The 23,630-nt window shown below is 65.5% G+C and carries 24 protein-coding genes and 1 pseudogene; 12 read left to right on the forward strand and 13 right to left on the reverse strand.

The features are described 5' to 3' along the window. The first annotated feature begins 141 nt into the window (after positions 1-141). The 3 genes from C8C99_RS11775 (at position 142) to C8C99_RS11785 (ending at position 2,783) form a co-directional block, all read left to right on the forward strand. Positions 142-1,452 (forward strand): O-acetylhomoserine aminocarboxypropyltransferase, encoded by a 1,311-nt coding sequence (locus tag C8C99_RS11775; protein ID WP_108627133.1) that lies wholly within the window; start codon positions 142-144, stop codon positions 1,450-1,452. Between the two features lie 2 nt (positions 1,453-1,454). Next, entirely contained in the window at positions 1,455-2,273 is an 819-nt protein-coding gene (locus C8C99_RS11780) for an alpha/beta fold hydrolase (RefSeq protein WP_108625847.1), read from the forward strand. Positions 2,274-2,435: 162 nt separating this feature from the next. Continuing rightward, the gene (locus tag C8C99_RS11785; RefSeq protein ID WP_108625848.1) at positions 2,436-2,783 is read left to right on the forward strand and encodes a DUF962 domain-containing protein; all 348 of its coding nucleotides are present in this window, start codon (positions 2,436-2,438) and stop codon (positions 2,781-2,783) included. A 104-nt stretch (positions 2,784-2,887) separates the two neighbouring features. On the opposite strand, the gene C8C99_RS11790 is transcribed toward C8C99_RS11785, so the two are convergent. Further along, positions 2,888-4,138, reverse strand: coding sequence for a YihY family inner membrane protein (locus tag C8C99_RS11790; protein WP_108625849.1), 1,251 nt, complete (start codon positions 4,136-4,138; stop codon positions 2,888-2,890). 21 nt (positions 4,139-4,159) lie between these two features. Here C8C99_RS11790 and C8C99_RS11795 point away from each other — a divergent pair, with 21 nt between their 5' ends. From C8C99_RS11795 to C8C99_RS11810, 4 genes and pseudogenes are all read left to right on the forward strand, one after another. Continuing rightward, a complete protein-coding gene (locus C8C99_RS11795; RefSeq protein WP_108625850.1) occupies positions 4,160-4,594 on the forward strand; it encodes a DUF2069 domain-containing protein in 435 nt (144 codons plus the stop codon). A 57-nt stretch (positions 4,595-4,651) separates the two neighbouring features. Then, the gene (locus C8C99_RS11800; RefSeq protein WP_108625851.1) at positions 4,652-6,067 is read left to right on the forward strand and encodes an FAD-binding oxidoreductase; all 1,416 of its coding nucleotides are present in this window, start codon (positions 4,652-4,654) and stop codon (positions 6,065-6,067) included. An 18-nt stretch (positions 6,068-6,085) separates the two neighbouring features. Beyond that, positions 6,086-6,555 (forward strand): annotated as a pseudogene (locus C8C99_RS11805) (N-acetyltransferase family protein). Between the two features lie 21 nt (positions 6,556-6,576). Continuing rightward, a complete protein-coding gene (locus tag C8C99_RS11810) occupies positions 6,577-7,197 on the forward strand; it encodes an SMI1/KNR4 family protein (RefSeq protein ID WP_108625852.1) in 621 nt (206 codons plus the stop codon). A gap of 142 nt (positions 7,198-7,339) precedes the next feature. Here C8C99_RS11810 and C8C99_RS11815 read toward each other — a convergent pair whose 3' ends face one another. From C8C99_RS11815 to C8C99_RS11860, 10 genes are all read right to left on the reverse strand, one after another. Continuing rightward, positions 7,340-7,834, reverse strand: a complete 495-nt coding sequence (locus C8C99_RS11815) for a GNAT family N-acetyltransferase (RefSeq protein WP_108625853.1) — start codon at positions 7,832-7,834, stop codon at positions 7,340-7,342. Positions 7,835-7,858: 24 nt separating this feature from the next. Then, a complete protein-coding gene (locus tag C8C99_RS11820) occupies positions 7,859-8,887 on the reverse strand; it encodes a PfkB family carbohydrate kinase (protein WP_108625854.1) in 1,029 nt (342 codons plus the stop codon). Between the two features lie 21 nt (positions 8,888-8,908). Beyond that, on the reverse strand, positions 8,909-10,393 hold the full coding sequence (xylB, locus tag C8C99_RS11825) for a xylulokinase (protein WP_108625855.1): 1,485 nt from the start codon (positions 10,391-10,393) through the stop codon (positions 8,909-8,911). Positions 10,394-10,539: 146 nt separating this feature from the next. Then, positions 10,540-11,475 carry an AraC family transcriptional regulator gene (locus C8C99_RS11830; protein ID WP_108625856.1) on the reverse strand — a complete coding sequence of 312 codons (936 nt, stop codon included), beginning with the start codon at positions 11,473-11,475 and terminating at the stop codon, positions 10,540-10,542. A gap of 29 nt (positions 11,476-11,504) precedes the next feature. Then, positions 11,505-12,896: a D-arabinitol 4-dehydrogenase gene (dalD, locus tag C8C99_RS11835; protein WP_108625857.1), complete on the reverse strand. Its 1,392-nt coding sequence runs from the start codon at positions 12,894-12,896 to the stop codon at positions 11,505-11,507. Positions 12,897-12,915: 19 nt separating this feature from the next. Then, positions 12,916-13,650, reverse strand: a complete 735-nt coding sequence (locus C8C99_RS11840; protein ID WP_108627134.1) for an SDR family oxidoreductase — start codon at positions 13,648-13,650, stop codon at positions 12,916-12,918. Between the two features lie 5 nt (positions 13,651-13,655). Next, a complete protein-coding gene (locus C8C99_RS11845; protein WP_108625858.1) occupies positions 13,656-14,699 on the reverse strand; it encodes an ABC transporter ATP-binding protein in 1,044 nt (347 codons plus the stop codon). A gap of 49 nt (positions 14,700-14,748) precedes the next feature. Further along, positions 14,749-15,588, reverse strand: coding sequence for a carbohydrate ABC transporter permease (locus C8C99_RS11850; protein WP_108625859.1), 840 nt, complete (start codon positions 15,586-15,588; stop codon positions 14,749-14,751). Between the two features lie 13 nt (positions 15,589-15,601). Further along, entirely contained in the window at positions 15,602-16,465 is an 864-nt protein-coding gene (locus C8C99_RS11855) for a carbohydrate ABC transporter permease (protein WP_056637744.1), read from the reverse strand. A gap of 146 nt (positions 16,466-16,611) precedes the next feature. Then, the gene (locus C8C99_RS11860) at positions 16,612-17,943 is read right to left on the reverse strand and encodes a sugar ABC transporter substrate-binding protein (protein WP_108625860.1); all 1,332 of its coding nucleotides are present in this window, start codon (positions 17,941-17,943) and stop codon (positions 16,612-16,614) included. A gap of 440 nt (positions 17,944-18,383) precedes the next feature. Between C8C99_RS11860 and C8C99_RS11865 the strand changes: the two genes are divergently transcribed. Then, positions 18,384-18,677, forward strand: a complete 294-nt coding sequence (locus tag C8C99_RS11865) for a hypothetical protein (protein WP_056637737.1) — start codon at positions 18,384-18,386, stop codon at positions 18,675-18,677. Positions 18,678-18,781: 104 nt separating this feature from the next. Here C8C99_RS11865 and C8C99_RS11870 read toward each other — a convergent pair whose 3' ends face one another. Further along, positions 18,782-19,294, reverse strand: a complete 513-nt coding sequence (locus C8C99_RS11870; protein WP_108625861.1) for a GNAT family N-acetyltransferase — start codon at positions 19,292-19,294, stop codon at positions 18,782-18,784. Between the two features lie 112 nt (positions 19,295-19,406). Between C8C99_RS11870 and C8C99_RS11875 the strand changes: the two genes are divergently transcribed. The 4 genes from C8C99_RS11875 to xth all read left to right on the forward strand — a co-directional run bounded on the left by C8C99_RS11875 (position 19,407) and on the right by xth (position 22,335). Beyond that, complete coding sequence (locus C8C99_RS11875; RefSeq protein ID WP_108625862.1) at positions 19,407-20,276, forward strand: thymidylate synthase; 870 nt, start codon at positions 19,407-19,409, stop codon at positions 20,274-20,276. Positions 20,277-20,345: 69 nt separating this feature from the next. After that, positions 20,346-20,954 (forward strand): DUF4337 domain-containing protein, encoded by a 609-nt coding sequence (locus C8C99_RS11880; RefSeq protein WP_108625863.1) that lies wholly within the window; start codon positions 20,346-20,348, stop codon positions 20,952-20,954. A 33-nt stretch (positions 20,955-20,987) separates the two neighbouring features. Then, the gene (locus C8C99_RS11885; RefSeq protein WP_108625864.1) at positions 20,988-21,476 is read left to right on the forward strand and encodes a dihydrofolate reductase; all 489 of its coding nucleotides are present in this window, start codon (positions 20,988-20,990) and stop codon (positions 21,474-21,476) included. A 79-nt stretch (positions 21,477-21,555) separates the two neighbouring features. Then, positions 21,556-22,335 carry an exodeoxyribonuclease III gene (gene xth, locus C8C99_RS11890; RefSeq protein WP_108625865.1) on the forward strand — a complete coding sequence of 260 codons (780 nt, stop codon included), beginning with the start codon at positions 21,556-21,558 and terminating at the stop codon, positions 22,333-22,335. 164 nt (positions 22,336-22,499) lie between these two features. On the opposite strand, the gene C8C99_RS11895 is transcribed toward xth, so the two are convergent. After that, positions 22,500-23,447, reverse strand: a complete 948-nt coding sequence (locus C8C99_RS11895; RefSeq protein WP_108625866.1) for a PA2169 family four-helix-bundle protein — start codon at positions 23,445-23,447, stop codon at positions 22,500-22,502. Between the last annotated feature and the right edge of the window lie 183 nt (positions 23,448-23,630).

The following is a 23,630-nucleotide window of genomic DNA, read 5'->3' on the forward strand; positions in this document are numbered from 1 at the left end:
GGATCGGGAAGAATCGGAAAGAGTAGGTGTGGGCCCGCAGCGACCAGCACATCCGCTGGGGCTGCCCAAGTGCTGCAGGCTGTTTGTCAGCAAATATAGCCCACAATGCCCGCCTGCAATGACAACATGGGAGACACACAGATGCCCGGTTACTCCGACCCCGGCTTTGACACGCTGGCGCTGCACGCAGGCGCCAGCCCCGACCCCGCCACCGGCGCGCGCGCCGTGCCCATCCACCTGACCACCTCGTTCGTCTTTGAATCGAGCGACCACGCAGCGTCCCTCTTCAACCTGGAGCGCGGCGGCCACGTGTACAGCCGCATCAGCAACCCGACCAACGCGGTGCTCGAACAGCGCGTGGCCGCGCTCGAAGGCGGTGTGGGCGCCATTGCCACCGCCAGCGGGCAGGCCGCACTGCACCTGGCGATTGCCACGCTGATGGGCGCGGGCAGCCACATCGTGGCGAGCACGGCGCTGTACGGCGGATCGCAGAACCTGCTGCACTACACGCTCAGCCGCTTCGGTATCGAGACCACGTTCGTCAAGCCCGGCGACATCGACGGCTGGCGCGCTGCGGTGCGCCCCAACACCAAGCTGTTCTTTGGCGAGACCGTGGGGAACCCCGGCCTGGATGTGCTGGACATCCCCACCATCTCCTCCATCGCGCACGAGGCGGGCGTGCCGCTGCTGGTGGACTCCACCCTCACCTCGCCCTGGCTCATCAAACCGTTTGAACATGGCGCGGACCTGGTCTACCACTCGGCCACCAAGTTCCTCTCGGGCCACGGCACCGTCGTGGGCGGCATCGTGGTGGATGGCGGCAGCTTTGACTGGGACGGGCCAAAGTCGGCCGGCAAGTTTGCCGAGCTGACCCAGCCCTACGACGGCTTTCACAACATGGTGTTCACCGAAGAGAGCACCGTGGGCGCCTTTTTGCTGCGCGCGCGGCGCGAGGGCCTGCGCGACTTTGGCGCCTGCATGAGCCCGCACACGGCCTGGCTCATCCTGCAAGGCATCGAGACCCTGCCGCTGCGCATGGCGCAGCACATGCGCAACACCGAGAAGGTGGTCGAATTTCTGGCCGCGCAGCCGTTCGTGTCTCGCGTGGGCCACCCCATGCTGGAGTCTCACCCCAGCCACGCCTTGGCGCAAAAGCTGCTGCCGCGTGGCGCGGGCTCGGTGTTCAGTTTTGACCTCAAAGGCAACCGCGAACAGGGCAAGAAGTTCATCGAAACCCTCAAGGTCTTCAGCCATCTGGCCAACGTGGGCGACTGCCGCAGCCTGGTGATCCACCCCGCCAGCACCACCCACTTCCGCATGAGCGATGACGCGCTGGCGGGCGCGGGCATCAGCCAGGGCACGATCCGCCTGTCCATCGGCCTCGAAGATGCCGACGACCTCATCGACGACCTGAAACGCGCGCTGAAAGCCGCCGAGAAAGCAGGGGCCTGACCATGCACATCCAAGTCAACGGCGCTGCCATCTACTGCTACACCGGTGGCAAAGCGTTTGACGCCGCCAAACCCACGGTGGTGTTCATTCACGGTGTCCTCAACGACCACAGCGTGTGGGCCCTGCAAAGCCGCTACATGGCCAACCACGGCTGGAACGTGCTGGCCATCGACCTGCCCGGCCACTGCCGCAGTGGCGGCGATGCGCCCGCCACGGTGGAGCAAGGCGCGGACTTCATCGGCGCTCTGCTGGACGCTGCGGGCGTGCAGCGCGCGGCACTGGTGGGCCACAGCTGGGGATCGCTCATTGCCATGGAAGCCGCCGCGCGACTCAAGGACCGCATCAGCCATCTGGTGCTGGTGGGCACCGCCTTCCCGATGAAGGTGTCGCCCGCACTCATCGAGGCCTCGCAGACCGACCCGGAGAAGGCGATGCGCATGGTCAATGTGTTCTCACGCAGCACCTTGTCTGCGCCCCCGTCGGCCCTGGGCCCGGGCACCTGGGTGTTTGGCGCGAGCATGGCACTGGGGCGCAAGGTGCTGCGCAGCAACCCGCAGGTCAATGTGTTCCACCGGGGTTTTGTGGCCTGCGACAGCTACGCGGGCGGTGAAGCGGCCATGGCAGCCCTCACCTGCCCCGTGCTGTTTGCGCTGGGCAGCCAGGACCAGATGACGGCGCCCAAGGCCGCACAGGGACTCGTCAAGGCCGCCCAGGCGGCAGGCAAGCAGGTGCAGATCGCCCACCTGCCCGTGGGCCACAACCAGATGACCGAGGCGCCGGAAGAAACACTGGCCGCCATCCGCGACTTCCTGGCTCGTTGAGACCCAAAACCCCGGCGCGCTGACAGCCCGCCGGGGCTTTCAATCGCCGGTTCAAGGTGGCAGATCCGTCGGCGACAGCACACCCGCACTGCCCCGCTGGTGCGCGCTGGCGCTGCGGCGTATAACGCGGGCAGAGCCCCAACGCCGCCCGGAGACAACGCCATGACCACCCAGACTGTCACCCCGCAACCCGCGCCCGCCACAGACCCCCGGGCCTTCAAAAGCTTTGCGGACTTCTACCCCTTCTACCTGAGCGAGCACAGCAACCGCACGTGTCGCCGCCTGCACTTTGTGGGCTCCACGCTCACCCTGGTCTGCCTGGCCATGCTGGTGGCCACGGGCAAGCCGCAGTACCTGCTGTACGGCCTGCTCTGCGGTTACGGCTTTGCCTGGGTGGGGCACTTCGGCTTTGAGAAGAACAAGCCCGCCAGCTTCAAGCGCCCGCTGTACAGCTTCATGGGCGACTGGGTGATGTACAAGGACATCTGGACGGGCAAAGTACCCCTGTGAGCTGATTTGAAGCCACAGAGGCAGGAAGCGCTAGTGCAGCATGCCTGAGTAGCTATTATTTATATAGCAATTGATCGCTACCCAAGGACAGCCATCCGCCCCGGTCAACCCGCCTGCAGCACATCGGCCATGCGCAAGGTGTCGAGCCGGGCGTTGGCCCACAGCGGCCCCAGGCTGTCCACCCGCTGCAGCAGCAGGCGCTGCACCAGGGGTGCGAGCACGGTGCTTTCCGGGTCGGCCAGCAGCACGTAGCGGGACTCGGGCACGTCGGCAGCGCTCACAGCGGCATCGTTCACCTGCCCCACCCAGTCCAGCGCAGTCAGCGCCTCCAGCACGGGTTCCAGCTGCAGCACATCCACCCGCAGCAACTGGGCCAGCTGGCTGGGGCGCAGACCCTTGATGGGATGCGGACGCGCCCGGTGCAGCGCCTGCAGCACCTCCACCGCCAACTGAAATGTCCACCCCGCCACCGTGCCGCGCCGCGCCACGCCCGCGAGCAGGCTGGGCAGGTAGGCAGTGACCACGGCCCCCAGCAACACGATGACCCAGGCCACATAGATCCACACCAGCAAGATGGGCAGCGTGGCAAACGCGCCGTACACCACCGAATAGGTGGGCACCTTGCCCAGGTACAGCGCCAGCACCTTCTTGGCGAGCTCGATGCACACCGCCACGAACAGACCACCCGTCCAGGCATGGCGCCACTTCACCGGCGTGTTGGGCACGTAGTGGTACAGCGCCGCCATGCCACCGGCCAGCGACACGAACTGGATCGAATCGAACAGCAGCTGCACCCCATCGGGCAGGCGCTTGACCAGCCCGCCCGAGGCCGACATCACATACGACGTGAGCGCCAGGCTCGCGCCCAGCAACAGCGGGCCCAGCGTGATGGCCGCCCAGTAGATCAGCACCCGCTGCCCCAGCGGACGCAGACGCTGCACGCGCCAGATGTCGTTGAGGGTGCGGTCGATGGTCAGGATCAACGCCAGCGCCGTGGCCAGCAGGATGCTGAACCCTGCCACCCCCAGGCTGCTGGCCTTGGCGGCAAACTGCGTGAGGTAGCCCAGCACCTGGCGCGAGATGCTGTCGGGCACCAGGCTGCTGACCAGCCAGCCCTGCAGCGCGTCCTGCAGCTTGCCGAAGATGGGGAACGCGGTGAACACCGCCAGCGCCACGGTGAAAAACGGCACCAGCGCCAGGATGGTGGTGAAGGTGAGGCTGCTGGCCGTGAGCCCCAGGTGGTCCTCGCGGAAGCGCTCACGCAGCGTCTGGGCCGTGGTCTTCCAGGGGAAGTGCGACAGCTCGGTCATCAGCGCCTCGATGCGCGATGCGACTGTCTGTAGGGAAAAAGGCATGGCCGATATGATGCCACCCCAATGACTGCATCCCCCGCCATCTCCCCCCCGCCGTCCGACAACGGTGTTGCCGCCACCCGCTGGCTCGCCGCCGGCAGCCTGCTCACCCTGATTGTTCTGTGCCTGGCCTGGGAGCTGGTGCTGGCCCCGGTCAGGCCTGGCGGCTCGTGGCTGGCCATCAAGGCGCTGCCACTGTGTATCCCGCTGGCGGGCATCCTGAAGAACCGCATGTACACCTACCGCTGGGTCAGCCTGGTGATCTGGCTGTATTTCACCGAAGGCGTGGTGCGCGGCTGGGGCGACAAGCCGCCATCACAATGGTTGGCCTGGGGCGAAGTGGCCCTGTGCCTCGTGCTGTTCACCGCCTGCACGCTGCATGTGCGCGTGCGCCAGCGCAACGCCAAGGCCGCCGCTGCTGCTGCGGCAGACACCAGCACAGCGGCACCCGCCCCCTGATGCCCCTCGCGCAGTCCCCAGCCACCCGATCCACCCACTGAACACGCCGATTCATCCATGACCACCTTGCTCGACACCCTGCGCACCATCGTCGGCCCCGCCCACGTGCTCCACGAAGGCGACCTCACCGCCTGGGAACAGGACTGGCGCCGCCGCGTGCGCGGCAAGGCCCTGGCCGTGGTGCGTCCTGCCAACACGCAGGAAGTGGCCGCCGTGGTCAAGGCCTGCGCGGCAGCGGGCACCGCCATCGTGCCCCAGGGCGGCAACACCGGCCTGGCCGTGGGCTCCACGCCCGATGACAGCGGCACGCAGATCGTGCTGAGCCTCACGCGCATGAACTCCGTGCGCAGCGTGGACACCGACAACCTGACCATGACCGTGGAAGCGGGCTGCATCCTGCAGAACCTGCAGGACGAGGCCGAGAAGGCTGGCGTGCTCTTCCCCCTGAGCCTCGCGGCCGAAGGCAGCTGCACCATTGGCGGCAACCTAGGCACCAACGCCGGCGGCACGCAGGTGGTGCGCTACGGCAATGCGCGCGACCTGTGCCTGGGCCTCGAAGTGGTCACGCCGCAGGGCGAGGTGTGGGACGGCCTCAAGGGCCTGCGCAAGGACAACACCGGTTATGACCTGCGCGACCTGTTCATCGGCAGCGAAGGCACGCTGGGCATCATCACCGCCGCGACGATGAAGCTCTACCCCCAGCCCGCCGCAAACCTCACCGCCTGGGCCGCCGTGCCATCAATGGAACACGCCGTGGCCTTGCTGGGCCTGGCACACAAGCAGCTGGGCGCGGGCCTCACAGGCTTTGAAGTGATGGGCCAGTTTGCGCTGAGCCTGGTGGGCAAACACATGCCACAGCTGCGCGTGCCGTTTTTGGGCGACGACAACGCGCCGTGGTGTGTGCTGCTCGAAAACTCCGACAGCGAATCCGAAGAACACGCCCGCGCACGATTCGAGTCGCTGCTGGAGACCGCGTTTGAAATGGGCTGCGTGACCGACGCCGTGGTGGCCGAGAACCTCACGCAGGCCCACCAGCTGTGGCACATCCGCGAGAGCATTCCCCTCGCCCAGGCCGAAGAGGGCCTGAACATCAAGCACGACATCTCGGTACAGATCTCGCGCATCCCCGCCTTTGTGGCCCACACTGATGCGGTGCTGCAGCGCGAGATCCCGGGCGTGCGCCTGGTCAACTTCGGCCACCTGGGCGACGGCAACCTGCACTACAACGTGCAGGCGCCGGCAGAGGGCGACCCCAAGGCCTTCCTGCGCGAGCACGAGGCGCATGTGAATCATCTGGTGTACGAGGCCGTGGCCGAGTTCGGCGGCTCGTTCTCGGCCGAGCATGGCATCGGCGAACTCAAGGCCGACAAGCTGGCCAAGTACCAGTCGCCCGTGGCCCTGGGCATGATGCGCGCCATCAAACAGGCGCTGGACCCGCAGGGCATCATGAACCCGAAGCGCGTGCTGCAGTAAACCCCAGAAAGCTGACCCATGACCGCAGCCGTCACCGTGCGCCCGGTTCAACCCGAAGACTACGCTCTGCCTGGCGCCCGCTCTGGGACGGCTACAACGCGTTCTACGGCCGCTTTGGCGCCACCGCGCTGCCCGAGCACATCACGCAAACCACTTGGCAGCGCTTTCATGACGCGGCAGAACCCATGTTCTGCCTGGTGGCTCAAGACGATGCCAGCGGCGAGCTGCTGGGCCTCACGCACTATGTGTTTCACCGCAGCATGACGCGCATCGAGCCCGTGTGCTACCTGAGCGACCTCTTCACCCGCGAGGCCGCGCGCGGCCGGGGCGTGGGGCGGGCGCTGATCGAAGCGGTGTACGGCGCAGCGCGCGCCGCCAAGTCGTCGCGCGTGTACTGGCAAACGCACGAGACCAACGCCGCCGGGCGCCAGCTGTACGACAAGCTGGCCAAGCACCATGGCTTCATCGTGTACGCCAAAGAAATCTGAACGCCATCCCGAGGATCTGCGATGACCCTGCCCGACCTGTACCGCGCTGTTGCCGAACACACCGGCACCTTCACCTGCGAGCGCATCAACAAGCCGCAGGAAACCAAAACAGTGAACTTCCAGCACCACATCCAGCCTCCCGCCGCGCTGGATGCAGCCCTGCCGGACGTGGGTCAGCTCCCCGCTTTCTACGCCACGTTCGGCTGCGTGCTGCTGTACCACGATGCCGACTCAGGCGATGCCGCCCGCTACATCGCACCGCCCGGCGAATGGGCCGAGCTGCAAGAGGGGTTTGAGGGCTGGACGGAACATCTGAGTGACGAAGAACGCGAAGAGATCCTGCCCGACTGGATCGCGCACTGCCAGGTGATTGGCGAGACCCCCCATTCGGGCAACTACATCCTGATGGCCACCGATGGCGAGTGCGCCGGACAGGTGTTCGAGTTTGACCACGACGGTTTTGAGTTCACCCACGCGGCTGACGACCTGGTGGACTATGTGCAACGCCTGCTGCACCTCGACAGCCCCACGCTGGCCAACATTGCCTCGCACATGCGCTTCATCGACAAGAACACGGGAGCGCAGTGGTGGATTCTGGAAATGAACGACAACCAGGGCCACCAGGTGCGTACCGACGTGTGAGGTGCGGCGGGGGCGGGAGCACCCATCGCTATAAAAGTGAGAGCTTCCAGCGCATATAGATCAGGCGCTACAAGCCATTTCGACTAAAAAACTCACGCCCTCGCTTGACTGGATGGGCGACGCCACTGCAGACAAGGTGACCTCACAACACCTTGCGCATGGGCTGCGCCTGCAGCCCGGCCCACGTTTGCACGCCGCCATGCGGCACATAGCCATGGCGGCGGTAAAAGGGCTCTGCCGTGCGCGTGCTCTCAAGGTCGAGAGTTGCGAGCCCCACTTCGCGCGCATGGGCCTCGACATGCTGCAGCAGGGCCCGCCCCACCCCTTGGTGCAAGGCCCCCGGCACCACGTAGCACAACGCCAGCGTGGTCCGTGCCCGCAGCGCAAAGCCCACCATCGTGTCGCCCCAGTATGCGCCCCACGCCACAGCCCCCGGCGCGGCCATCCACGCAGCCAGGTTCTCGGGCGTCTTGTTGGCCAGCCAAGTTGTCAGGATGGTGGCGTCATTGGCATGGTCGAGCACACAGCAGTGGGTGATGGACTGGCGGATGACACCGCACGCATCGGCGGCATGCACTGCTGCCGCCACGCGGACAGTGATCGTTGGCGGCGAAGCAGGGGCGGCGGCGTGGTGCATGCGCCATTCTGCCGCCAGAGCGGCCTACCGCTCGCTGGGTGGGTTGGATCGGGCCCTTTGCGTGGTTGCCTCCCATCCCGGGGGCACGCAGCCCTGCTCCATCACGCACAGGCTGGCGCTGGCCAGCGCATGGCGCAGCGCCTGCTGGCAGGCACCGGCTGTCAGCCCGCCCACGAACTGCGCAAAACTGGCAACCCCGGCGGCCTGCGACTGCCGCAGCAAATGCGCCAGCAGCCCGGCCAGAAAGCTGTCGCCCGCGCCCACGGTGTCCACCACCTTCAGCGGCTGGGCCTCTTTGGCAAAACACTGCGCGCCGCCGCGGTGCAGCAGCCAGGCGCCTTCCGCGCCCAGCGTCAGCGCCATCAGGTGGGCCTGCGGGTTGGCGGCCAACAGGTGCTTCGCGCGGGCCAGCGCATCGCCCCCCGGCACGGCGAGATGCTCCAGGTCTTCGTCGCTGGCCTTGATGATGTGGGCGTGGGCCAGCGCGGCGTGCACCGTGGTGCGGTAAGCCGCAAGGTCGGGCATGACGGAGGGGCGCAGGTTGGCATCGACCACCACGCAGCGGCCTGCGGCGCGCTGGGCGGCCAGCCACGGCAGGTAGATGGCGGTGTCGCGCGCGTCGAGTGCCAGGGCGCCGGTGCAGACCAGCTGCAGCGCGGGCAAGACGGCGCAGCTACCGCCCAGGCCTGCTTCAGACACCGCACGGTCTGCCACGCCTTCGCGGTAGAAGGCGTAATCGGGGTGGCCGTGTGCATCGAGGTTGACCACGGCCAGGGACGTGACTTGCTGCACAGGCTCGGGCTGGGCCAGCACCACGCCATCGGCCACCAACTGCGCCGCCAGTTCGCGGCCAAAACGGTCGCGCGACAAGGGGTTGAGGTACTGCGTGCCCACACCTTGCCGGGCCAGCGCGCGGCACAGGTTGTAGAGCGCACCGCCCAGGCACGGCAGGTAGCTGCCATCAGCGCGGCGGATGAGGTCGATGAGGGCCTCACCGGCGATGGCGGCGTGAATGGGCGCGGCGGCGGTAGAAGTGTTGGGTGCAGAAGTCATGGTGGCTTGGGAGGCAGCAGGTCAGAACTGCGATTGCAGCGCGGGGTACAGCGCGACAAAGCGGGCATAGCGTTCGGCCAGCAGGGCTTGTTGCGCAGGCTGTGGCACGAAGGTGGCGTCAGCGGGCAGGGGTTGGCACCAGCGGGCTTCATCACCACCGCAGGCCATGGCGGCCAGCCGCGCGGCGCCCAGGGCGGCGGCGGCGTGCGCGCCCTGCGGGCGTTGCAGTGGTGTGCACAACGCGCTGGCCAGCAACTGCGCCCAGGGGTTGCTGCGGGCACCGCCACCGACCAAGGCCAGGGCCGCTTCACCCCGACTGGCAGCACCGCCCTGCCCAGCCCCTGCAGCGCGCATCGCGTTGAGGCCATCGAGCAGGCCAAAGCCCACACCTTCCATCACGGCATAGGCCAGGTCTGCCGCTTCGTGCTCAGCGCGCAGGCCCATGAAGACTCCGGTGGCAGCCGCGTTGTTGTGTGGCGTGCGCTCGCCACTCAGGTAGGGCAAAAACAGCGGCGCCTGCGCCTGGCGGCTGGTGCTGAGGGCGCCCACAGCGTCCGACAGTTGCGCCTCGTCGCCGCGCCCCGTGAGCCGCGTGACCCAGCCAAACGCACTGGCCGCGCTGAGCATGACCGACATATGGTGCCAGCGCTGCGGCAGCGCGTGGGCAAAGGCATGCACGGCACGCTCGGTGGCGGGCGCAAAGGCATCCGTCACGCGAAAGACCACGCCCGAGGTGCCCAGCGACACAAAACCTTGACCGGCTGTACGGGCGCCCACACCCACCGCACTGGCGGCGTTGTCGCCCGCGCCCGCAGCCACGACGACGCTGTCACCGAGCCCCCAGCGGCGTGCCACATCGCTGCGCAGCATGCCCGTGGGCGCACTGCCCTCGGCCAGCGCGGGCATGTGCGTCACATCCAGTCCGCAGGCCTGCAGCATGGTCGAGCTCCAGGCGCGGGCCTGCACGTCCAGCCACAGCGTGCCTGATGCGTCAGACATGTCGCTCACGGCATCGCCGGTGAGCTGCAGGCGCAGCCAGTCCTTGGGCAGCAACACGGTGCGGATCTGGTCAAACACGGCGGGCTCATGTTTGCGCAGCCACAGGAGCTTGGGCGCGGTGAAGCCGGGCATGGCGAGGTTGCCGGTGATCTGGCGCGAGGTGGGCACTGCGGCCTCCAGCTGCGCACATTCGGCGCTGGCGCGGCCGTCGTTCCACAAGATGGCCGGGCGCAGCACCTGGTCCTGCGCGCCCAACACCACGGCGCCATGCATGTGGCCCGAGAGGCCGATGCCCCGCACCTGCGCCCACGCAGCGGGCACCTGGGCACGCAGTTGCGCCACGGCGGCTTCCACCGCCGCCCACCAGTCGGCCGGGTGCTGCTCGCTCCAGGTGGGCTGGGGGCGGTGCTGGGGCACGGCGGCGTCGGCCGTGGCGGCCACGGCTTGCGCGTCGTCCAGCAACAGGAGCTTGACACCCGAGGTGCCTAAATCGATTCCGAGGTACATGGGTATTGAACAGATGTCAGTTGTTCAAAGTGAAAGCCGTAGCCCCGCGCTTTGCGTCTGGAGGGCTGCATGCCGAAGGGCGCAACAAGGGATACGTTGCGGCGAGGACGTACCGCCCCTTCTCGGCGAGCGGATCGCCCCCTGGCTCAGGAGGTCTTTCCAAACCTTCCGGCGCCTTGCTTGCGGAATTCACTCGGCGTCATGCCCTTGATGTCCAGAAAGCGGCGGTTGAAGTTGGCCATGTTGTTGAAGCCCACGTCATAGGCAATGTGCGTGATGTAGCGCTCGGTCTCCATCAGCAGCTGGCAGGCGCGGTTCACGCGCACCAGATTCACAAAGTCGGTGAAGGTGTTGCCCGTGGCGCGCCGGAAAAAGCGCGAGAAGCGGCTCTCTGTCATGCCCAGCTCCTGCGCCAGGTCGGCGGCTGCCAGCGGTTCAGCCAGGTGGTCGGTGATGCGACTCACGATGGCATTGATCTGGTCGAGCTGGGCGTCGTTGTCTTCGCTTTGCAGCTGCGTGCTCGACAGCAGGCGAAAGTCGGTGCAACGGGCCAGGTCGCTCAGAAATTCGCAAAACGCGCCGAACCGCGCCAGGCCCTGGCGCGCCTTGATGCGGTGCCAGTACTCTTGCGCCTGCGCCTCCATGCCAAAGAACTCGATGCCATGACGCGCACGTTCCAGCAGCGGTAGCACCTCGCGCAGCTCAGGGATGCTCTCGCTGCTGGCCACCAGCGGCGCGTGCGAGAACTGGATCACCAGGTCGCGCAGCGGCACGCCGCCTTCGGGCAGATCCATGCTGATCCAGTTGTGCGGCAGGCGCGGGCCCGTCAGCACCAGATGGCCGGGCTGGAACTGCCCGATCCAGTCGCCCACGAACACCTTGCCCGAGGTGGCGGTGATCAGGTGCAGCTCGTACTCGTCGTGGTAGTGCCAGCGCGCCAGCGGGGTCGGAAACCCGTGCGACAGACAGCGGATGAAGCCGGCCGTATCCGGCGACTCGTAGCCCAGTGCGGGCGAGCGCACATAGTCGTGCTCCAGCTCAGGCTTGGTCTGGCGCGGGGCGATGGGCGTTTTGACGGTCATGGCGGTGATGGACGGAAATTACACCAGCATCAGGGACTTGAGCGATCCGCCACAAAGGCCTGCACGCGGGCATAGGCTTTGCGCAGCGCGTCCACCAGCTCGGGGCGGCTGGCCATCTCGCCCCACAGGGTCGTGTCGACGGCGTAGGCAACCACCGGGTCGGCCGCGTCGCAGATGGCGTGAGCCACGACGGGGTCCATGGCCTGGTCCTGATAGGTGTAGGGGATCTGCCCCGCGTGCCAGCGCTGCAGGTAGGCCAGGAACAGCGCGGGCAGCAGGGCCACGCTATCGAACGAGCCGCCACGGGCCAGCTTGTCGCGGATCGTGGGCGCGATCATGCCCGGGATCTTGGAGAACGCGTCCATGGCCACGCGCTGGTTCGTGTCGGCAATGGCTGGGTTGCCGAAGCGGTCCAGCACCACGTCGCGGTAGGCCTGCAGGTCGATGGGGCACGGCAGCAACACGGGGATCGCATCGTCGGTCGCGTAGTCGTAGGCCATCTGGCGGATGGCCGCATCGTGCGTGCCTTCGTGTATGTACTGGTAGCCCACCAGCGTGCCCGCCCAGGCAATGCAGCTGTGCGTGGCGTTGAGCAGGCGGATCTTGGCCTCTTCATGCGCCTGCACCGACTGCACCATCTCGACGCCGACCTTTTCCCACGCGGGCCGGCCGGCGATGAAGTCGTCTTCGATGACCCACTGAATGAAGCTCTCGCCCATGAGCGCGGCCTTGTCGTCCCAGCCTGTGGCAGCCCTCACCCGCTCGCCCACATCGGGCGTGGGGCGTGGCGTGATGCGGTCCACCATGGCGTTGGGACTCGTGGTGTTCTGCTCCACCCAGTCTTTCAGTGGTGCATCGCCCAGCGCGTCGATGAACTGCAGCAGCCCGCTGCGCGAACGCTCGCCGTTGTGCCGCAAGTTGTCGCAGTTCATCAGCGTGACGGGGCCCGCACCAGCCGCCATGCGCGCGCGCAGGATGCTGACGAGGCCGCCGTAAATGGTGTGGCCCGCCTGCCCGGCCTTGACTGCCGCGAGGTCGGCGCGCAGGTCGGCAAAGGTGGCCCAGTCGAGCTGGTTTTGCGCGTCGAGGTAGTAGCCTGCCTCGGTCACCGTGAAGCTGATGATGCGCGTGGCAGCATCAGCACCCATGGCAATCAGCGGGGCCAGATCGTCCTGGTAAGGGATCACGCGCTGGATGGACTCGATGACGGTGTAACTGCGCTCACCCTGGGGCGTGACGGTCTCCAGCGTGTAGCGGCCGCCCTGCGCCTGCAGGGCGGCGATGGTGTCGGCCATGTCGGGGCGCAGATTGCCGCCCGCGATGGCCCAGTCCGTGTCACCTTGCTGGCGCAGCTGGTGAACGTAGACGGCCTGGTGGGCACGGTGAAAGGAGCCCAGGCCCAGATGCAGGATGAAATTCATGGTGCGTGAAAACGGGGTTCTAAAGATCAAAATTCGTGGGCATCATCACGACGTCGCGAATCGTCATGCCGCGCGAGCGGGTGAGCATGAACAGCACCACCTCGGCGACTTCGGCGGCCTCGATCAGGCTGCCGCTGGCCTTGGACTCAGCCAGCTTTTCCGCAGGCCAGTCGGCCAACAGCGAGGTGATGACCGGGCCCGGCGAGATGGAACCCACGCGGATGCCGTGCTTGAACACCTGGCGGCGCACGGTCTGCACAAAGCAGTTGACGGCCCACTTTGACGATGCATAGACGGGCTCCCATGGCGTGGGGAAATGCGCGGCCAGCGAGCTGGTGACGATGATGTCCCCCGTGCCGCGCTCGATCATGTGGGGCAGCACGTTGTGCACGTTCTTCATCACCACGTTGACGTTGAGCTGCAGCATGCGGTCGATGGCGTCAGGGTCGGCATCGACCAGATCGCCGCCCACATAAAGTCCCGCGTTGGCATGGAAGATGTCGAGCGGACCGGCGATGCTCAGCGTGCGCTGCAGCAGGCTGGCGCACTGCTTGGAATCCAGCAGATCGAGCACCAGCGGCGAAGCGCGTTCGCCAATGGCCGCGCAGGCCTTGGCCAGCGCAGCCTCGTCGCGGTCGATCAGCACCACGCGTGCGCCCGCATTGGCCATGGCCTGGGCGCTGGCAAAACCGATGCCAGAAGCCGCGCCAGTGATGGCCGCCACCTTGCCTTGGAGTGGGTATTGGAGGCTCATGACCGTCATGCAGCCTGGCGGGCCACCACGCGGCCTTGGGGGTCGAACCAGTGGGCTTGCGAGGCGTCGATGTCCAGGCTCACGGCATCGCCCGCGCGCAGGCCTGTGCGGTCGTTCTGGCGGGCCACAAACTGCGCTCCGCCGGGGGTGCTCACGTAGATCAGGGTTTCGGCGCCCAGCGCTTCCACCAGGTCCACCTGGCCTGTCACGGGCGTAGCGCCGGTGTTGCGCACGGTGATGTTCTCAGGTCGCAGGCCGATGGCGCCGCCCTCAGCCCCTGCAGGCGCCTGCTGTTGCACGGGCGGTGGCAGCTGCGGCAAGGGCACCACGTTCATCTGCGGCGTGCCGATGAACTGGGCCACGAACTGGTTGGCGGGCCGGTCGTACAGCTCCAGCGGCGTGCCCACCTGCTCAATGATGCCGTCGCGCAGCACCACCACGCGATCGGCCAGCGTCATGGCCTCGACCTGGTCGTGCGTCACATAGATGGTGGTGGCGCCCAGGTCGCGGTGCAGCTTGGCGATCTCCACCCGCGTCTGGCCGCGCAGCGCTGCGTCTAGGTTGGACAGTGGCTCGTCGAACAGGAACACCTTGGGCGCGCGCACGATGGCACGGCCGATGGCCACACGCTGGCGCTGACCGCCAGACAGCTCCTTGGGCGTGCGCTGCAGGTACTGCGTGAGGTTGAGGATGCGCGCAGCGTTCTGCACCTTCTCGTCGATCACCTGCTTGTCCACCTTGGCCAGCTTGAGCGCAAAGCTCATGTTCTCGTACACGCTCATGTGCGGATACAGCGCGTAGCTCTGGAACACCATGGCGAGGTCGCGCTTGCTGGAGGGCTGGTCGGTGATGTCGCGGCCGTCCAGCATCAGCGTGCCGCCGTCGATATTTTCGAGCCCCGCGATCAGCCGCAGCAGCGTGGACTTGCCGCAGCCCGAGGGGCCGACGAAGACGATGAACTCGCCCTTCTGGATGGAGAGGTCGATGCCCTTGATGGCGCGGTGTTCGCCAAAGAATTTCTCGATGCCGCGCAGTTGAAGGTAGGCCATGGAATCGGGTTCCTGAATGCTTGAAAACTGGGGAGATGAACGCTGCGCTTTACTTGACCGCGCCGAACGTGAGACCTTGGACGAGCTGCTTCTGGCTGAACCAGCCAAACACCACGATGGGCGCAATGGCCATCAGCGATGCCGCAGACAACTTGGCCCAGAACAGTCCTTCGGGGCTGGAGTACGAGGCGATCAGCGTGGCCAGCGTGCCGGCCTTGGCGGCGCTCAGGTTCAGGCTCCAGAAGGCCTCGTTCCATGACAGCACCAGGCACAAGAGGCCGGTGGATGCGAGCCCGCCCATGCCCAGCGGCAGCAGCACCAGGCGCACCTCTTGCCACAGCGTGGCACCGTCCATACGCGCGGCTTCCAGAATCTCGCGCGGGATGTCCTTGAAGTGCGAGTACAGCATCCAGACCATGATGGGCAGGTTGGACAGCGCGAACACGATGATGAGCGCAAGCTGTGTGTCGAGCAGATGGCTCTTTTGCGCCAGCACGTAGATGGGCACCAGCGCGCCCACGGCGGGCATCATCTTGGTGGAGAGCATCCACATCAAAATGTCCTTGGTGTACTTGCCCTTGAAGAAGGCCATGGCATACGCGGCAGGCGCGGCAAGCATGAGCCCCACCAGGGTGGAGAGCACGCTGGTGATGACCGAGTTCTTGGCGTACAGCAGGTAGTCGCTGCGCTCTTGCACCTCGTGGAAGTTTTCGAGCGTGGGCGTGAAGACGAACAGTGGCGGCACGGCAATGGCCTGCAGCTCGGTCTTGAACGCGGTGAGAAACAGCCAGGCCAGCGGAAACACCAGCAGCAGGGCCACGGCCCAGGCCGCAGCGGTACGCAGGGCCAACATGCCGAGCGGAAATTGGGAACGGCGTCGTGCGGTCATAAAAATGCGAGCCTTACTTATCGAGGTTCTTGCCGACCATGCGGATGAGGAACACGGCCGCAATATTGGCCAGCACCACCGCAAACAGTGCCCCGGCCGAGGCCACGCCCGCGTCAAAGTTGAGCAGCGCCTGCTTGAAGATCAGGAAGGTGACGTTGGTACTTGCATCGCCCGGCCCCCCACCGGTGGTGGTGTAGATCTCGGCAAAGATGCTGAGCAAGAAGATGAGTTCGATCATCACCACCACGGCCACCGAGCGCGCGAGGTGCGGCACGTACAGGTAGCGCAGCTGCTGCAGATAGTTGGCGCCGTCCATGCGCGAGGCTTCGAGCTGCTCGTGGTTCATGCTCTGCAGCGAGGTCATGAAGATCAGCGTGGCAAAAGGCAGCCATTGCCATGACACCATCACGATGACGGAGAACAGCGGGTAGTCGGTGAGCCAATCGACCGGCTGCGCGCCGAAGAACATCCACACCTGCGCGAGCACGCCATAGATGGGGTTCATCATCATGTTCTTCCACATCAGCGCGTTCACCGTGGGCATGACGAAGAAAGGCGAGATCAGCAGCACCCGCACAATGCCCCGGCCCGCAAACGGCTCGTTGATCAGCAGCGCAATCGCAATGCCAAACACCACCGTGATGAGGATCACGCTGCCCAGCAGCAGCAGCGTGTTAACCACCGCCGTGCCAAACGAAGGGTCGGTGACGAAATACTCAAAGTTCTCCAGCCCGGCAAAACCGGTCTGGTCCGGCTGCATCAGGTTGTAGCGGATGAGCGAGAAGTAGATCGTCATCACCAGCGGCACGATCATCCACAGGAAGAGCGTGGCCATGGCCGGCGTGAGCAGCAGGCGGGGGAGCAGGCGGCGGTTCATGGAAGCCTCAGAAAAAAGTCCAGCAGATATAGGCGTTCAGTCGGCGTCGCGAGCGGGCCGAGGCGGGGTCGCTGTACCGCAACCGTACTCCCGTACGGCGAGGAACACCGGCTCCGGATCGGCCCGCGCAGTGGCCGAATGAATGCCTATTTGTAGTAGCCGGCCTTTTTCATCTCGCGGTCAGCCGACACCTGGCTGGCCTTCAACGCCGCGTCCACCGTCGTCTTGCCTGCCAGCGCGGAACTCATCTGCTGCCCCACGGCGATGCCGATGGCCTGGAACTCGGGAATGGCCGCGAACTGCACACCCACGTACGGGCTCTTGGGCAAGGTCGAATCGGTCGGGTTGGCCGAGTCGATGGCAACCTTCTCGGCCGCAGCAAAGCGCGCGGCCTTCTGGAACTCCGGCGAGGCATACGTGCTCTTGCGCGTGCCGGTCGGCACGTTGGCCCAGCCGTTGGTCTTGGCGACCAGCTGGATGTAGTCCTTGCTGGTGGACCAGGTGATGAACTTCTGCGCCGCGTCTACCTTTTTGGAACCAGCCGGAATAGCCAGATTCCACGACCACAGCCAGTTGGCGCCCTTGGGCGTGTTCATGGTGGGCGCCTGGGCAAAGGCCATCTGGTCAGCCACCTTGGACTGCTTGGGGTCGCTCACAAACGACGCCGCGATGGTCGCGTCGATCCACATGCCGCATTTGCCAGAGTTGGTCAGCGCCAGAATTTCGTTGAAGCTGTTGGCCGACGAGCCGGGGGGGCCGTAGTTCTTGAGCAGGTCCACGTAGAAGGTGATCGCATCCTTCCAGGGCTTGGATTCGAGCTGCGGCTTCCACTGCATGTCAAACCACTGACCGCCAAAGGTGTTGACCAGCGTGGTCAAAAAGGCCATGTTGTCGCCCCAGCCCGGCTTGCCACGCAGGCAGATGCCATACACCCCGTTCTTGGGATCGTGGATCTTGGCGGCCAGGTCCTTGATCTGTGGCCAGGTGGGGCGCTCGGGCACCTGCACGCCGGCCTTGTCGGCCAGGTCCTTGCGGTACATCAGCATCGAGCTTTCGCCGTAGAAGGGCGCGGCAAACAGCTTGCCGTCGACCGACAGACCGTTGCGCATGGCGGGCAGCAGGTCATCCACGTCATAGGCGGCGTCGGTCTTCAACTCCTGCAGCCAGCCCTTCTTGCCCCAGATGGGCGCCTCGTACATGCCGATGGTCATCACGTCGAACTGGCCGCCCTTGGTGGCGATGTCGGTCGTCACGCGCTGGCGTAGCACACCTTCTTCCAGCGTCACCCACTTGAGCTTGATGTCGGGGTTGGCCTGCTCGAAGTTCTTGCTGAGCTTCTGCATCTCGATCATGTGGCCGTTGTTCACGGTAGCAATCACGAGTTCGGTCTGCGCGTGCGCAGCGGCGCCGCACAGCGATGCCGCGAGGGCAGCAGCGGCCAGAGCCAGGCGGGTGTGTGGACGGGTGGAACGGGGCATCGGAACGTCTCCTGCGTAGTTGGTATGGATCTGCCATTCAACGCCAGTCGGATTGCGGCATTGATGGACTGAACGATACCGATGCTCTGATGCTCAGTTGATACTTTGAAAAGCCATACACATACTAAATTTCGCCAGAATCTCGGTATTTCTACCTAGATCTATCAATTGGGTATCTGCATTGGGGGCCTGGGATGCCTGCCTTGGCTCTGCGGTGCTCCGCGCAAATTTGACACAGGGGCGCACTTCGTGCGCGCCCATTGTTTCCAAAACTGGAACAGTCAGTTTGCGACTGTGTAGTTTTTCTCCGAAGACCATCGGCGTACAGTTCAACCCATCGATGAGCCGAACCCGCAAGGCGACTCACCGAACCCGGTTCAGGAATGGTTTTTGACCCGGCTTTTTTGAGACGCTTTTTTAACTTCTAGGACTTATCCATCATGAACAACACCGCACGTTTCCTCTCCATCGCCGCTGTCGCTGCTTTCGCATCTTTTGGTGCCCAGGCTGACGAAGCCGATGCTTCGCAATTCGCGACCCAATTCCAAACCAACCGCACCCGCGCTGAAGTGCAAGCCGAAGCCGCTACCGTGGCTCAAACACGCAGCATCGAACCCGCTGGTTCGCGTGTGGTGACTTACAAGTCCACGGCTGACCGTGCTGCCGTGCGTGCCCAGGCTGCTGAAGCCGTGCGCACCGGCAAGATCCCATCGGGCGAAATCAGCGCAATGTAAGAACGCAGACCTTCCCGGGTGGTGGCCTCGCACGCTAGCGGACCCAGCCTCCCGGACTCAGAAAGGGCTCCCACTTGGGAGCCCTTTTTGCATGGGCAACCGGCTCAGGCCACCAGTGTCTTGAACATCACATGGGCATCGACATAGCCCAGCGTGTGGTGCCTGAAGGCCCCGGGCAACGTGCCCACGATCGCAAAGCCCAGGTGCTGCCACAGCCGTACGGCGCGCACATTGCTGGCCACCACCAGGTTGAACTGCATGGCCCGAAAGCCCATGGCCACAGCCTGCTGTTGAGAGTCCTCGCACATCAACGACGCCACGCCCTGCCCCTGCGCAGTCGGCGCCACCACATAGCCGCAGTTGCACACATGGGCGCCCAGCCCAGGCTGATTCGGCTTGATGAAGTAGGTGCCCAGAATCTCCCCGCCCGCACCGAGGGCGACAAAGGTTGCTGCAGGCAGCTCTACCCAGGCTTTGTGGATCTCGGCCTCGCTGCTATCGGGGGCAAAGGCATACGTGTCTCCCGCCTGGAAGGTGGTGCGCAGGATGGGCCATACGGCGGGCCAGTCGGCAGCCTGGAGGGGGCGGACGGTGACGGAAGTGGCAGAAGTTGTCATTGCTAAGACGGACGATGGAGGGTAAGCCCCGCATTCTCCCGCTCCGCATAAAATCCGGCGTCGGCAACGACCACCCCTTGATGGCGGCGCCCCACCCTGAGTGATCCATCCCATGACCCAGCCTTCTGCCGCCCCGGCAGCCCCTGCCTTGCCCACCCGCCCCGTGCGCTCCCAGTACGAAGACTTCATGCGTCACGTGTTCACCCACGGCGTGGACAAGTCGGACCGCACCGGCACCGGCACTAAGAGTGTGTTCGGCCACCAGATGCGGTTTGACCTGAAGGAAGGCTTTCCGCTGGTGACGACCAAGAAGGTGCACCTCAAGTCCATCATCCAGGAACTGCTGTGGTTCCTGACTGGCTCCAGCAACAACAACTGGCTGAAGGAGCGCGGCGTGACCATCTGGGACGAATGGGCACGCGAGGACGGCGACCTGGGCCCCGTGTACGGCGTGCAGTGGCGCAGCTGGCCCACGCCGGACGGCGGCCACATCGACCAGATCAGCGACGTCATCAAGACATTAAAAACCAACCCCGACTCGCGCCGCATCATCGTCAGCGCCTGGAACGTGGCCGAGCTGCACAAGATGGCGCTGATGCCCTGCCACGCGTTCTTCCAGTTCTACGTGGCCCCGGCGCAAGCGCCCGGCGGTCGCGGCACGCTGAGCTGCCAGCTGTACCAGCGCAGCGCCGACATCTTTCTGGGCGTGCCCTTCAACATCGCCAGCTACGCGCTGCTGACCCACATGGTGGCCCAGCAATGCGACCTGGATGTGGGCGATTTCATCTGGACGGGCGGCGACTGCCACATCTACACCAACCACCACGAACAGGTGCAGACGCAACTCGCGCGCACGCCCTACCCCTACCCCGTGCTGAACATCAAGCGCAAGCCGGACAGCATCTTCGACTACCAGTTTGAAGACTTTGAGGTGCTGGACTACCAGTGCCACCCGGCCATCAAGGCGCCCGTGGCGGTCTGATCACCGCACCCACGCCCCTGCTGCATCTGCCCTGCTTTCACCCACAACCAATACAACGAGTTTCTATCCATGTCTTCCGGCGGATTCCACGTACACGGCCCCCACGACCACGCGGTCGAACATGCCACCCACGGCCACGATGCTGCACACCACGGCGCGGACCACGGCGGCAGCTCGTCCACCAACAAGATCGCCATGTTCACGGCCATCGTTGCCACGGTGGGCGCCATCTTTGCCTACATGGGCGGCGCCACGCAGGCCAATGCCGGCCTGATGAAGAACGACGCGGCCATCAAGAAGACCGAGGCCTCCAACCAGTGGAATTACTTCCAGTCCAAAAGCACCAAACAGAGCCTGGCCGAGCTGGCGCGTGACCTGACCCCGGCCGAGACCGAAAAGGCCAAGTACCAGGGCAAGATCGACCGCTACGAAAAAGAAAAGAACGAGATCAAGGCCGTGGCCGAGAAGCTCGAAGCCGACGCTCACGCCTTCGACCAGCAAAGCGAAGCCCAGATGCACCAGCACCACCGCTGGGCCCAGGCCACCACCGCGCTGCAGGTGGCGATTGCCCTGGCCGCCATTGCGCTGCTGACCAAGAAGAAGTGGCTGGAATACGGCATGTACGGCGTGGCCGCCGTGGGCCTGGGCGTGGGCGCGCTGGCGTTCCTGCACATCTGATCCTATCCACCTCCCAAGCACCGAGCGAGCCCCATGCCCCTGCACCTCATTTATGCCCGCGCGGCCAACGGCGTCATCGGCAAGGACAACCGCCTGCCCTGGCACATCCCCGAGGACATGGCGCACTTCAAGCAGCTCACGCAGGGCTGCCCGGTGGTCATGGGCCGCAAGACCTGGGACTCGCTGCCCCCGCGCTTTCGCCCCCTGCCCGGCCGCACCAACATCGTGGTAACGCGCCAGGCCGACTGGCAGGCCGAGGGTGCCCACCGCGCTGGCAGCCTGAACGAAGCCCTGGCGCTTTGCGACACGGGCAAGACCGTGTGGATCATCGGCGGCGCGCAGATCTATGCGGAGGCCCTGCCCCTGGCGGACTGCGTGGAGGTGACGGAGATTGCGCAAGACTTTGACGGCGATGCCTATGCCCCCGTGCTGGGCCCAGAATGGGTAGAAACTGCCCGTGAGCACCATGTCAGCACCAACGGACTGCCGTTCAGCTTTGTGACCCGTGTGCGCCGCAGCTGACGGCGCAGCCTCACCACTTTTTTACTCACATTTTGATAGCTTCTAGCGCATTATCCACTAGGGCTACCGGCCAAAAACCATGCAAATTGCCACCTGGAACGTGAACTCCCTGTCGGTGCGCCTGCCCCAGGTGCTAGCTTGGCTGGCCGCTAACCCGGTCGATGCCCTGTGCCTGCAGGAGCTCAAACTCACCGACGACAAGTTTCCGCACGACGCGCTGAAAGAGGCGGGCTACGAGGCCGCCGCCTTCGGCCAGAAAACGTACAACGGCGTAGCTATCCTGAGCCGCCACCCGTTGCGCGATGTGGTGCGCAACATCCCCGACTTTGGCGACGAGCAAGCCCGCGTCATTGCTGCCACGCTGGACACGCCCGCAGGCCCGCTGCGCCTGCTCAACGGCTACTTCGTCAACGGCCAGGAGCCGGACTCTGAAAAGTTTGCCTACAAGATGCGCTGGCTGCAGGCCCTGCAGGACATGGTGCGCGCCGAGATGGCGGCCCACCCGCGCCTGGTGCTGGTGGGCGACTTCAACGTGGCGCCGGAAGACCGCGACTCGTACGACCCCGAAGGCCTGCGCGAGACCATCCACCACACGACCGAAGAGCGCAACCACTTCCAGGCCCTGCTGGCGCTGGGGCTGACCGATGCCTTCCGCATGTTCGAGCAGCCCGAAAAAAGCTACTCGTGGTGGGACTACCGCATGCTGGGCTTCCAGAAAAACCGGGGCCTGCGCATCGACCACATCCTGGTGAGCGAAGCGCTCAAGCCCACGGTGACGGCCTGCGTGGTGGACCGCGCCCCGCGCAAGAACCCGCAGCCGAGCGACCACGCGCCGGTGGTGGTCACGATGAGCGTCTGATACACACCCCGGGGCATAAGGGCTCCCATGTGGCGACGCCCGTACGTGGCATGAAAAAAGGCTGCCAGAGGTTTGCTCTGGCAGCCTTTTTCAATGCGTGAGCCCACTGGCCAAACACCTGCCCCTCCAAGGCGCCAGTGGGCAAGCGGGGCCACCGTCCGCGCTTATGGGCGGGTGGAGAACCCGTTGCGCAGCGCACGCACCTCGTCATGGTTGCGCTGGGCGCCCTGCGCCTGGCGCTCGACCAATGCGCGTACATCGGCGGGCAGCGTCGCCTTCAGCGCCTTGCGGTAGCGGGCCACGGCGGCATCTTCGCCACGCTCGCATTCTTCCAGCACCGCCTTGTCGTCCTGCGTGGACAGCGCCGTCTTCACCGACACCCAGCCCCGGTGCAGCGCACCGGCCACGGTGCCACCTTGCGCAGGCTCGCCATTCAGGCGGCGGATCTCATGCTCCAGCTCCATCGCCGCAGCGGCACATTCGCGCGAGTGGCGCTGGAAGATGCCTTTGAGCTGGCCCGAATCGGCATGCTCGGCGCAGGCATGGAAGCCATACTCGCCATCGCGTGCCGACTCCAGCAAGTCGTTGAGCACGTCCACTACGTCCTCGGTGTCAATCACGTCCATCGCGCGGTCGTTGGCGTGCGCACGGCGGCTCGCTGCGCGGTCCCACGCAGCTTGCGTTGCAGGGCGTACGTCGGTCCAGGCCAAGCCGTCGCTGCCATGGCGCGCGCGCCAGTCGTCCGCCAAGCGGGGCTCGATGGCGTCAAAGCTGCCCTCGTAACGCCCCACCGACGACCAACCCAGCTCATACGCGGGGCGGTATTGCTCGTAGGTGCGGCCCCCCACATAGTAGGGTTCGCGGTGGTAGGTATCGCGCCAGTAGGCGTCTTCCTCGGTGGGGTTGACCCCCTCGGCGGCGGCCTTGCCGGCCAAGCCGCCAGCCACCGCACCCGCCACGCCACCAATGGCAGCGCCGACCGGGCCGCCAAAAGCACCTGCAGCGGCACCGGCCGCGGCGCCACCCAGGGCGGCACCCACACCCGTTCCGACGGGGTGCGCACCTGGCTCATTGGTCAAAGGGTCACGGTTAGCATCGTTGAAATCCGACATAGGAACATCTCCGGTTGGTTGACAGTGACTTCATTGTTGAAGCCACCTCCGGGGTGCCGGGTCGGCCCAGGGAGGGCCTGCATGTAGGACACGGCCCGCCGCGCGGCGACTGGCCGGTCGCCCGATGGGGCCAAAATTGAAAGCCGCCCCGGGTGCAGGAGCAGCCTTGGATTGCTATATTTT

Origin of the sequence: Acidovorax sp. 107 (assembly GCF_003058055.1) — a bacterium.
Taxonomy (GTDB): domain Bacteria; phylum Pseudomonadota; class Gammaproteobacteria; order Burkholderiales; family Burkholderiaceae_C; genus Acidovorax.

Excerpts from the sequence above, each read along its gene's own strand:
- C8C99_RS11895 (WP_108625866.1), bottom strand. The coding sequence starts at position 23,447 with ATGTCGGATTTCAACGATGCTAACCGTGACCCTTTGACCAATGAGCCA.
- C8C99_RS11815 (WP_108625853.1), bottom strand. The coding sequence starts at position 7,834 with ATGCACCACGCCGCCGCCCCTGCTTCGCCGCCAACGATCACTGTCCGC.
- C8C99_RS11885 (WP_108625864.1), top strand. The coding sequence starts at position 20,988 with ATGCCCCTGCACCTCATTTATGCCCGCGCGGCCAACGGCGTCATCGGC.
- dalD (WP_108625857.1), bottom strand. The coding sequence starts at position 12,896 with ATGAATTTCATCCTGCATCTGGGCCTGGGCTCCTTTCACCGTGCCCAC.
- xth (WP_108625865.1), top strand. The coding sequence starts at position 21,556 with ATGCAAATTGCCACCTGGAACGTGAACTCCCTGTCGGTGCGCCTGCCC.
- C8C99_RS11880 (WP_108625863.1), top strand. The coding sequence starts at position 20,346 with ATGTCTTCCGGCGGATTCCACGTACACGGCCCCCACGACCACGCGGTC.
- C8C99_RS11780 (WP_108625847.1), top strand. The coding sequence starts at position 1,455 with ATGCACATCCAAGTCAACGGCGCTGCCATCTACTGCTACACCGGTGGC.
- C8C99_RS11850 (WP_108625859.1), bottom strand. The coding sequence starts at position 15,588 with ATGACCGCACGACGCCGTTCCCAATTTCCGCTCGGCATGTTGGCCCTG.
- C8C99_RS11810 (WP_108625852.1), top strand. The coding sequence starts at position 6,577 with ATGACCCTGCCCGACCTGTACCGCGCTGTTGCCGAACACACCGGCACC.
- C8C99_RS11775 (WP_108627133.1), top strand. The coding sequence starts at position 142 with ATGCCCGGTTACTCCGACCCCGGCTTTGACACGCTGGCGCTGCACGCA.
- C8C99_RS11865 (WP_056637737.1), top strand. The coding sequence starts at position 18,384 with ATGAACAACACCGCACGTTTCCTCTCCATCGCCGCTGTCGCTGCTTTC.
- C8C99_RS11860 (WP_108625860.1), bottom strand. The coding sequence starts at position 17,943 with ATGCCCCGTTCCACCCGTCCACACACCCGCCTGGCTCTGGCCGCTGCT.
- C8C99_RS11800 (WP_108625851.1), top strand. The coding sequence starts at position 4,652 with ATGACCACCTTGCTCGACACCCTGCGCACCATCGTCGGCCCCGCCCAC.
- C8C99_RS11840 (WP_108627134.1), bottom strand. The coding sequence starts at position 13,650 with ATGAGCCTCCAATACCCACTCCAAGGCAAGGTGGCGGCCATCACTGGC.
- C8C99_RS11845 (WP_108625858.1), bottom strand. The coding sequence starts at position 14,699 with ATGGCCTACCTTCAACTGCGCGGCATCGAGAAATTCTTTGGCGAACAC.
- C8C99_RS11785 (WP_108625848.1), top strand. The coding sequence starts at position 2,436 with ATGACCACCCAGACTGTCACCCCGCAACCCGCGCCCGCCACAGACCCC.
- C8C99_RS11795 (WP_108625850.1), top strand. The coding sequence starts at position 4,160 with ATGACTGCATCCCCCGCCATCTCCCCCCCGCCGTCCGACAACGGTGTT.
- C8C99_RS11830 (WP_108625856.1), bottom strand. The coding sequence starts at position 11,475 with ATGACCGTCAAAACGCCCATCGCCCCGCGCCAGACCAAGCCTGAGCTG.
- xylB (WP_108625855.1), bottom strand. The coding sequence starts at position 10,393 with ATGTACCTCGGAATCGATTTAGGCACCTCGGGTGTCAAGCTCCTGTTG.
- C8C99_RS11855 (WP_056637744.1), bottom strand. The coding sequence starts at position 16,465 with ATGAACCGCCGCCTGCTCCCCCGCCTGCTGCTCACGCCGGCCATGGCC.
- C8C99_RS11790 (WP_108625849.1), bottom strand. The coding sequence starts at position 4,138 with ATGCCTTTTTCCCTACAGACAGTCGCATCGCGCATCGAGGCGCTGATG.
- C8C99_RS11870 (WP_108625861.1), bottom strand. The coding sequence starts at position 19,294 with ATGACAACTTCTGCCACTTCCGTCACCGTCCGCCCCCTCCAGGCTGCC.
- C8C99_RS11875 (WP_108625862.1), top strand. The coding sequence starts at position 19,407 with ATGACCCAGCCTTCTGCCGCCCCGGCAGCCCCTGCCTTGCCCACCCGC.
- C8C99_RS11820 (WP_108625854.1), bottom strand. The coding sequence starts at position 8,887 with ATGACTTCTGCACCCAACACTTCTACCGCCGCCGCGCCCATTCACGCC.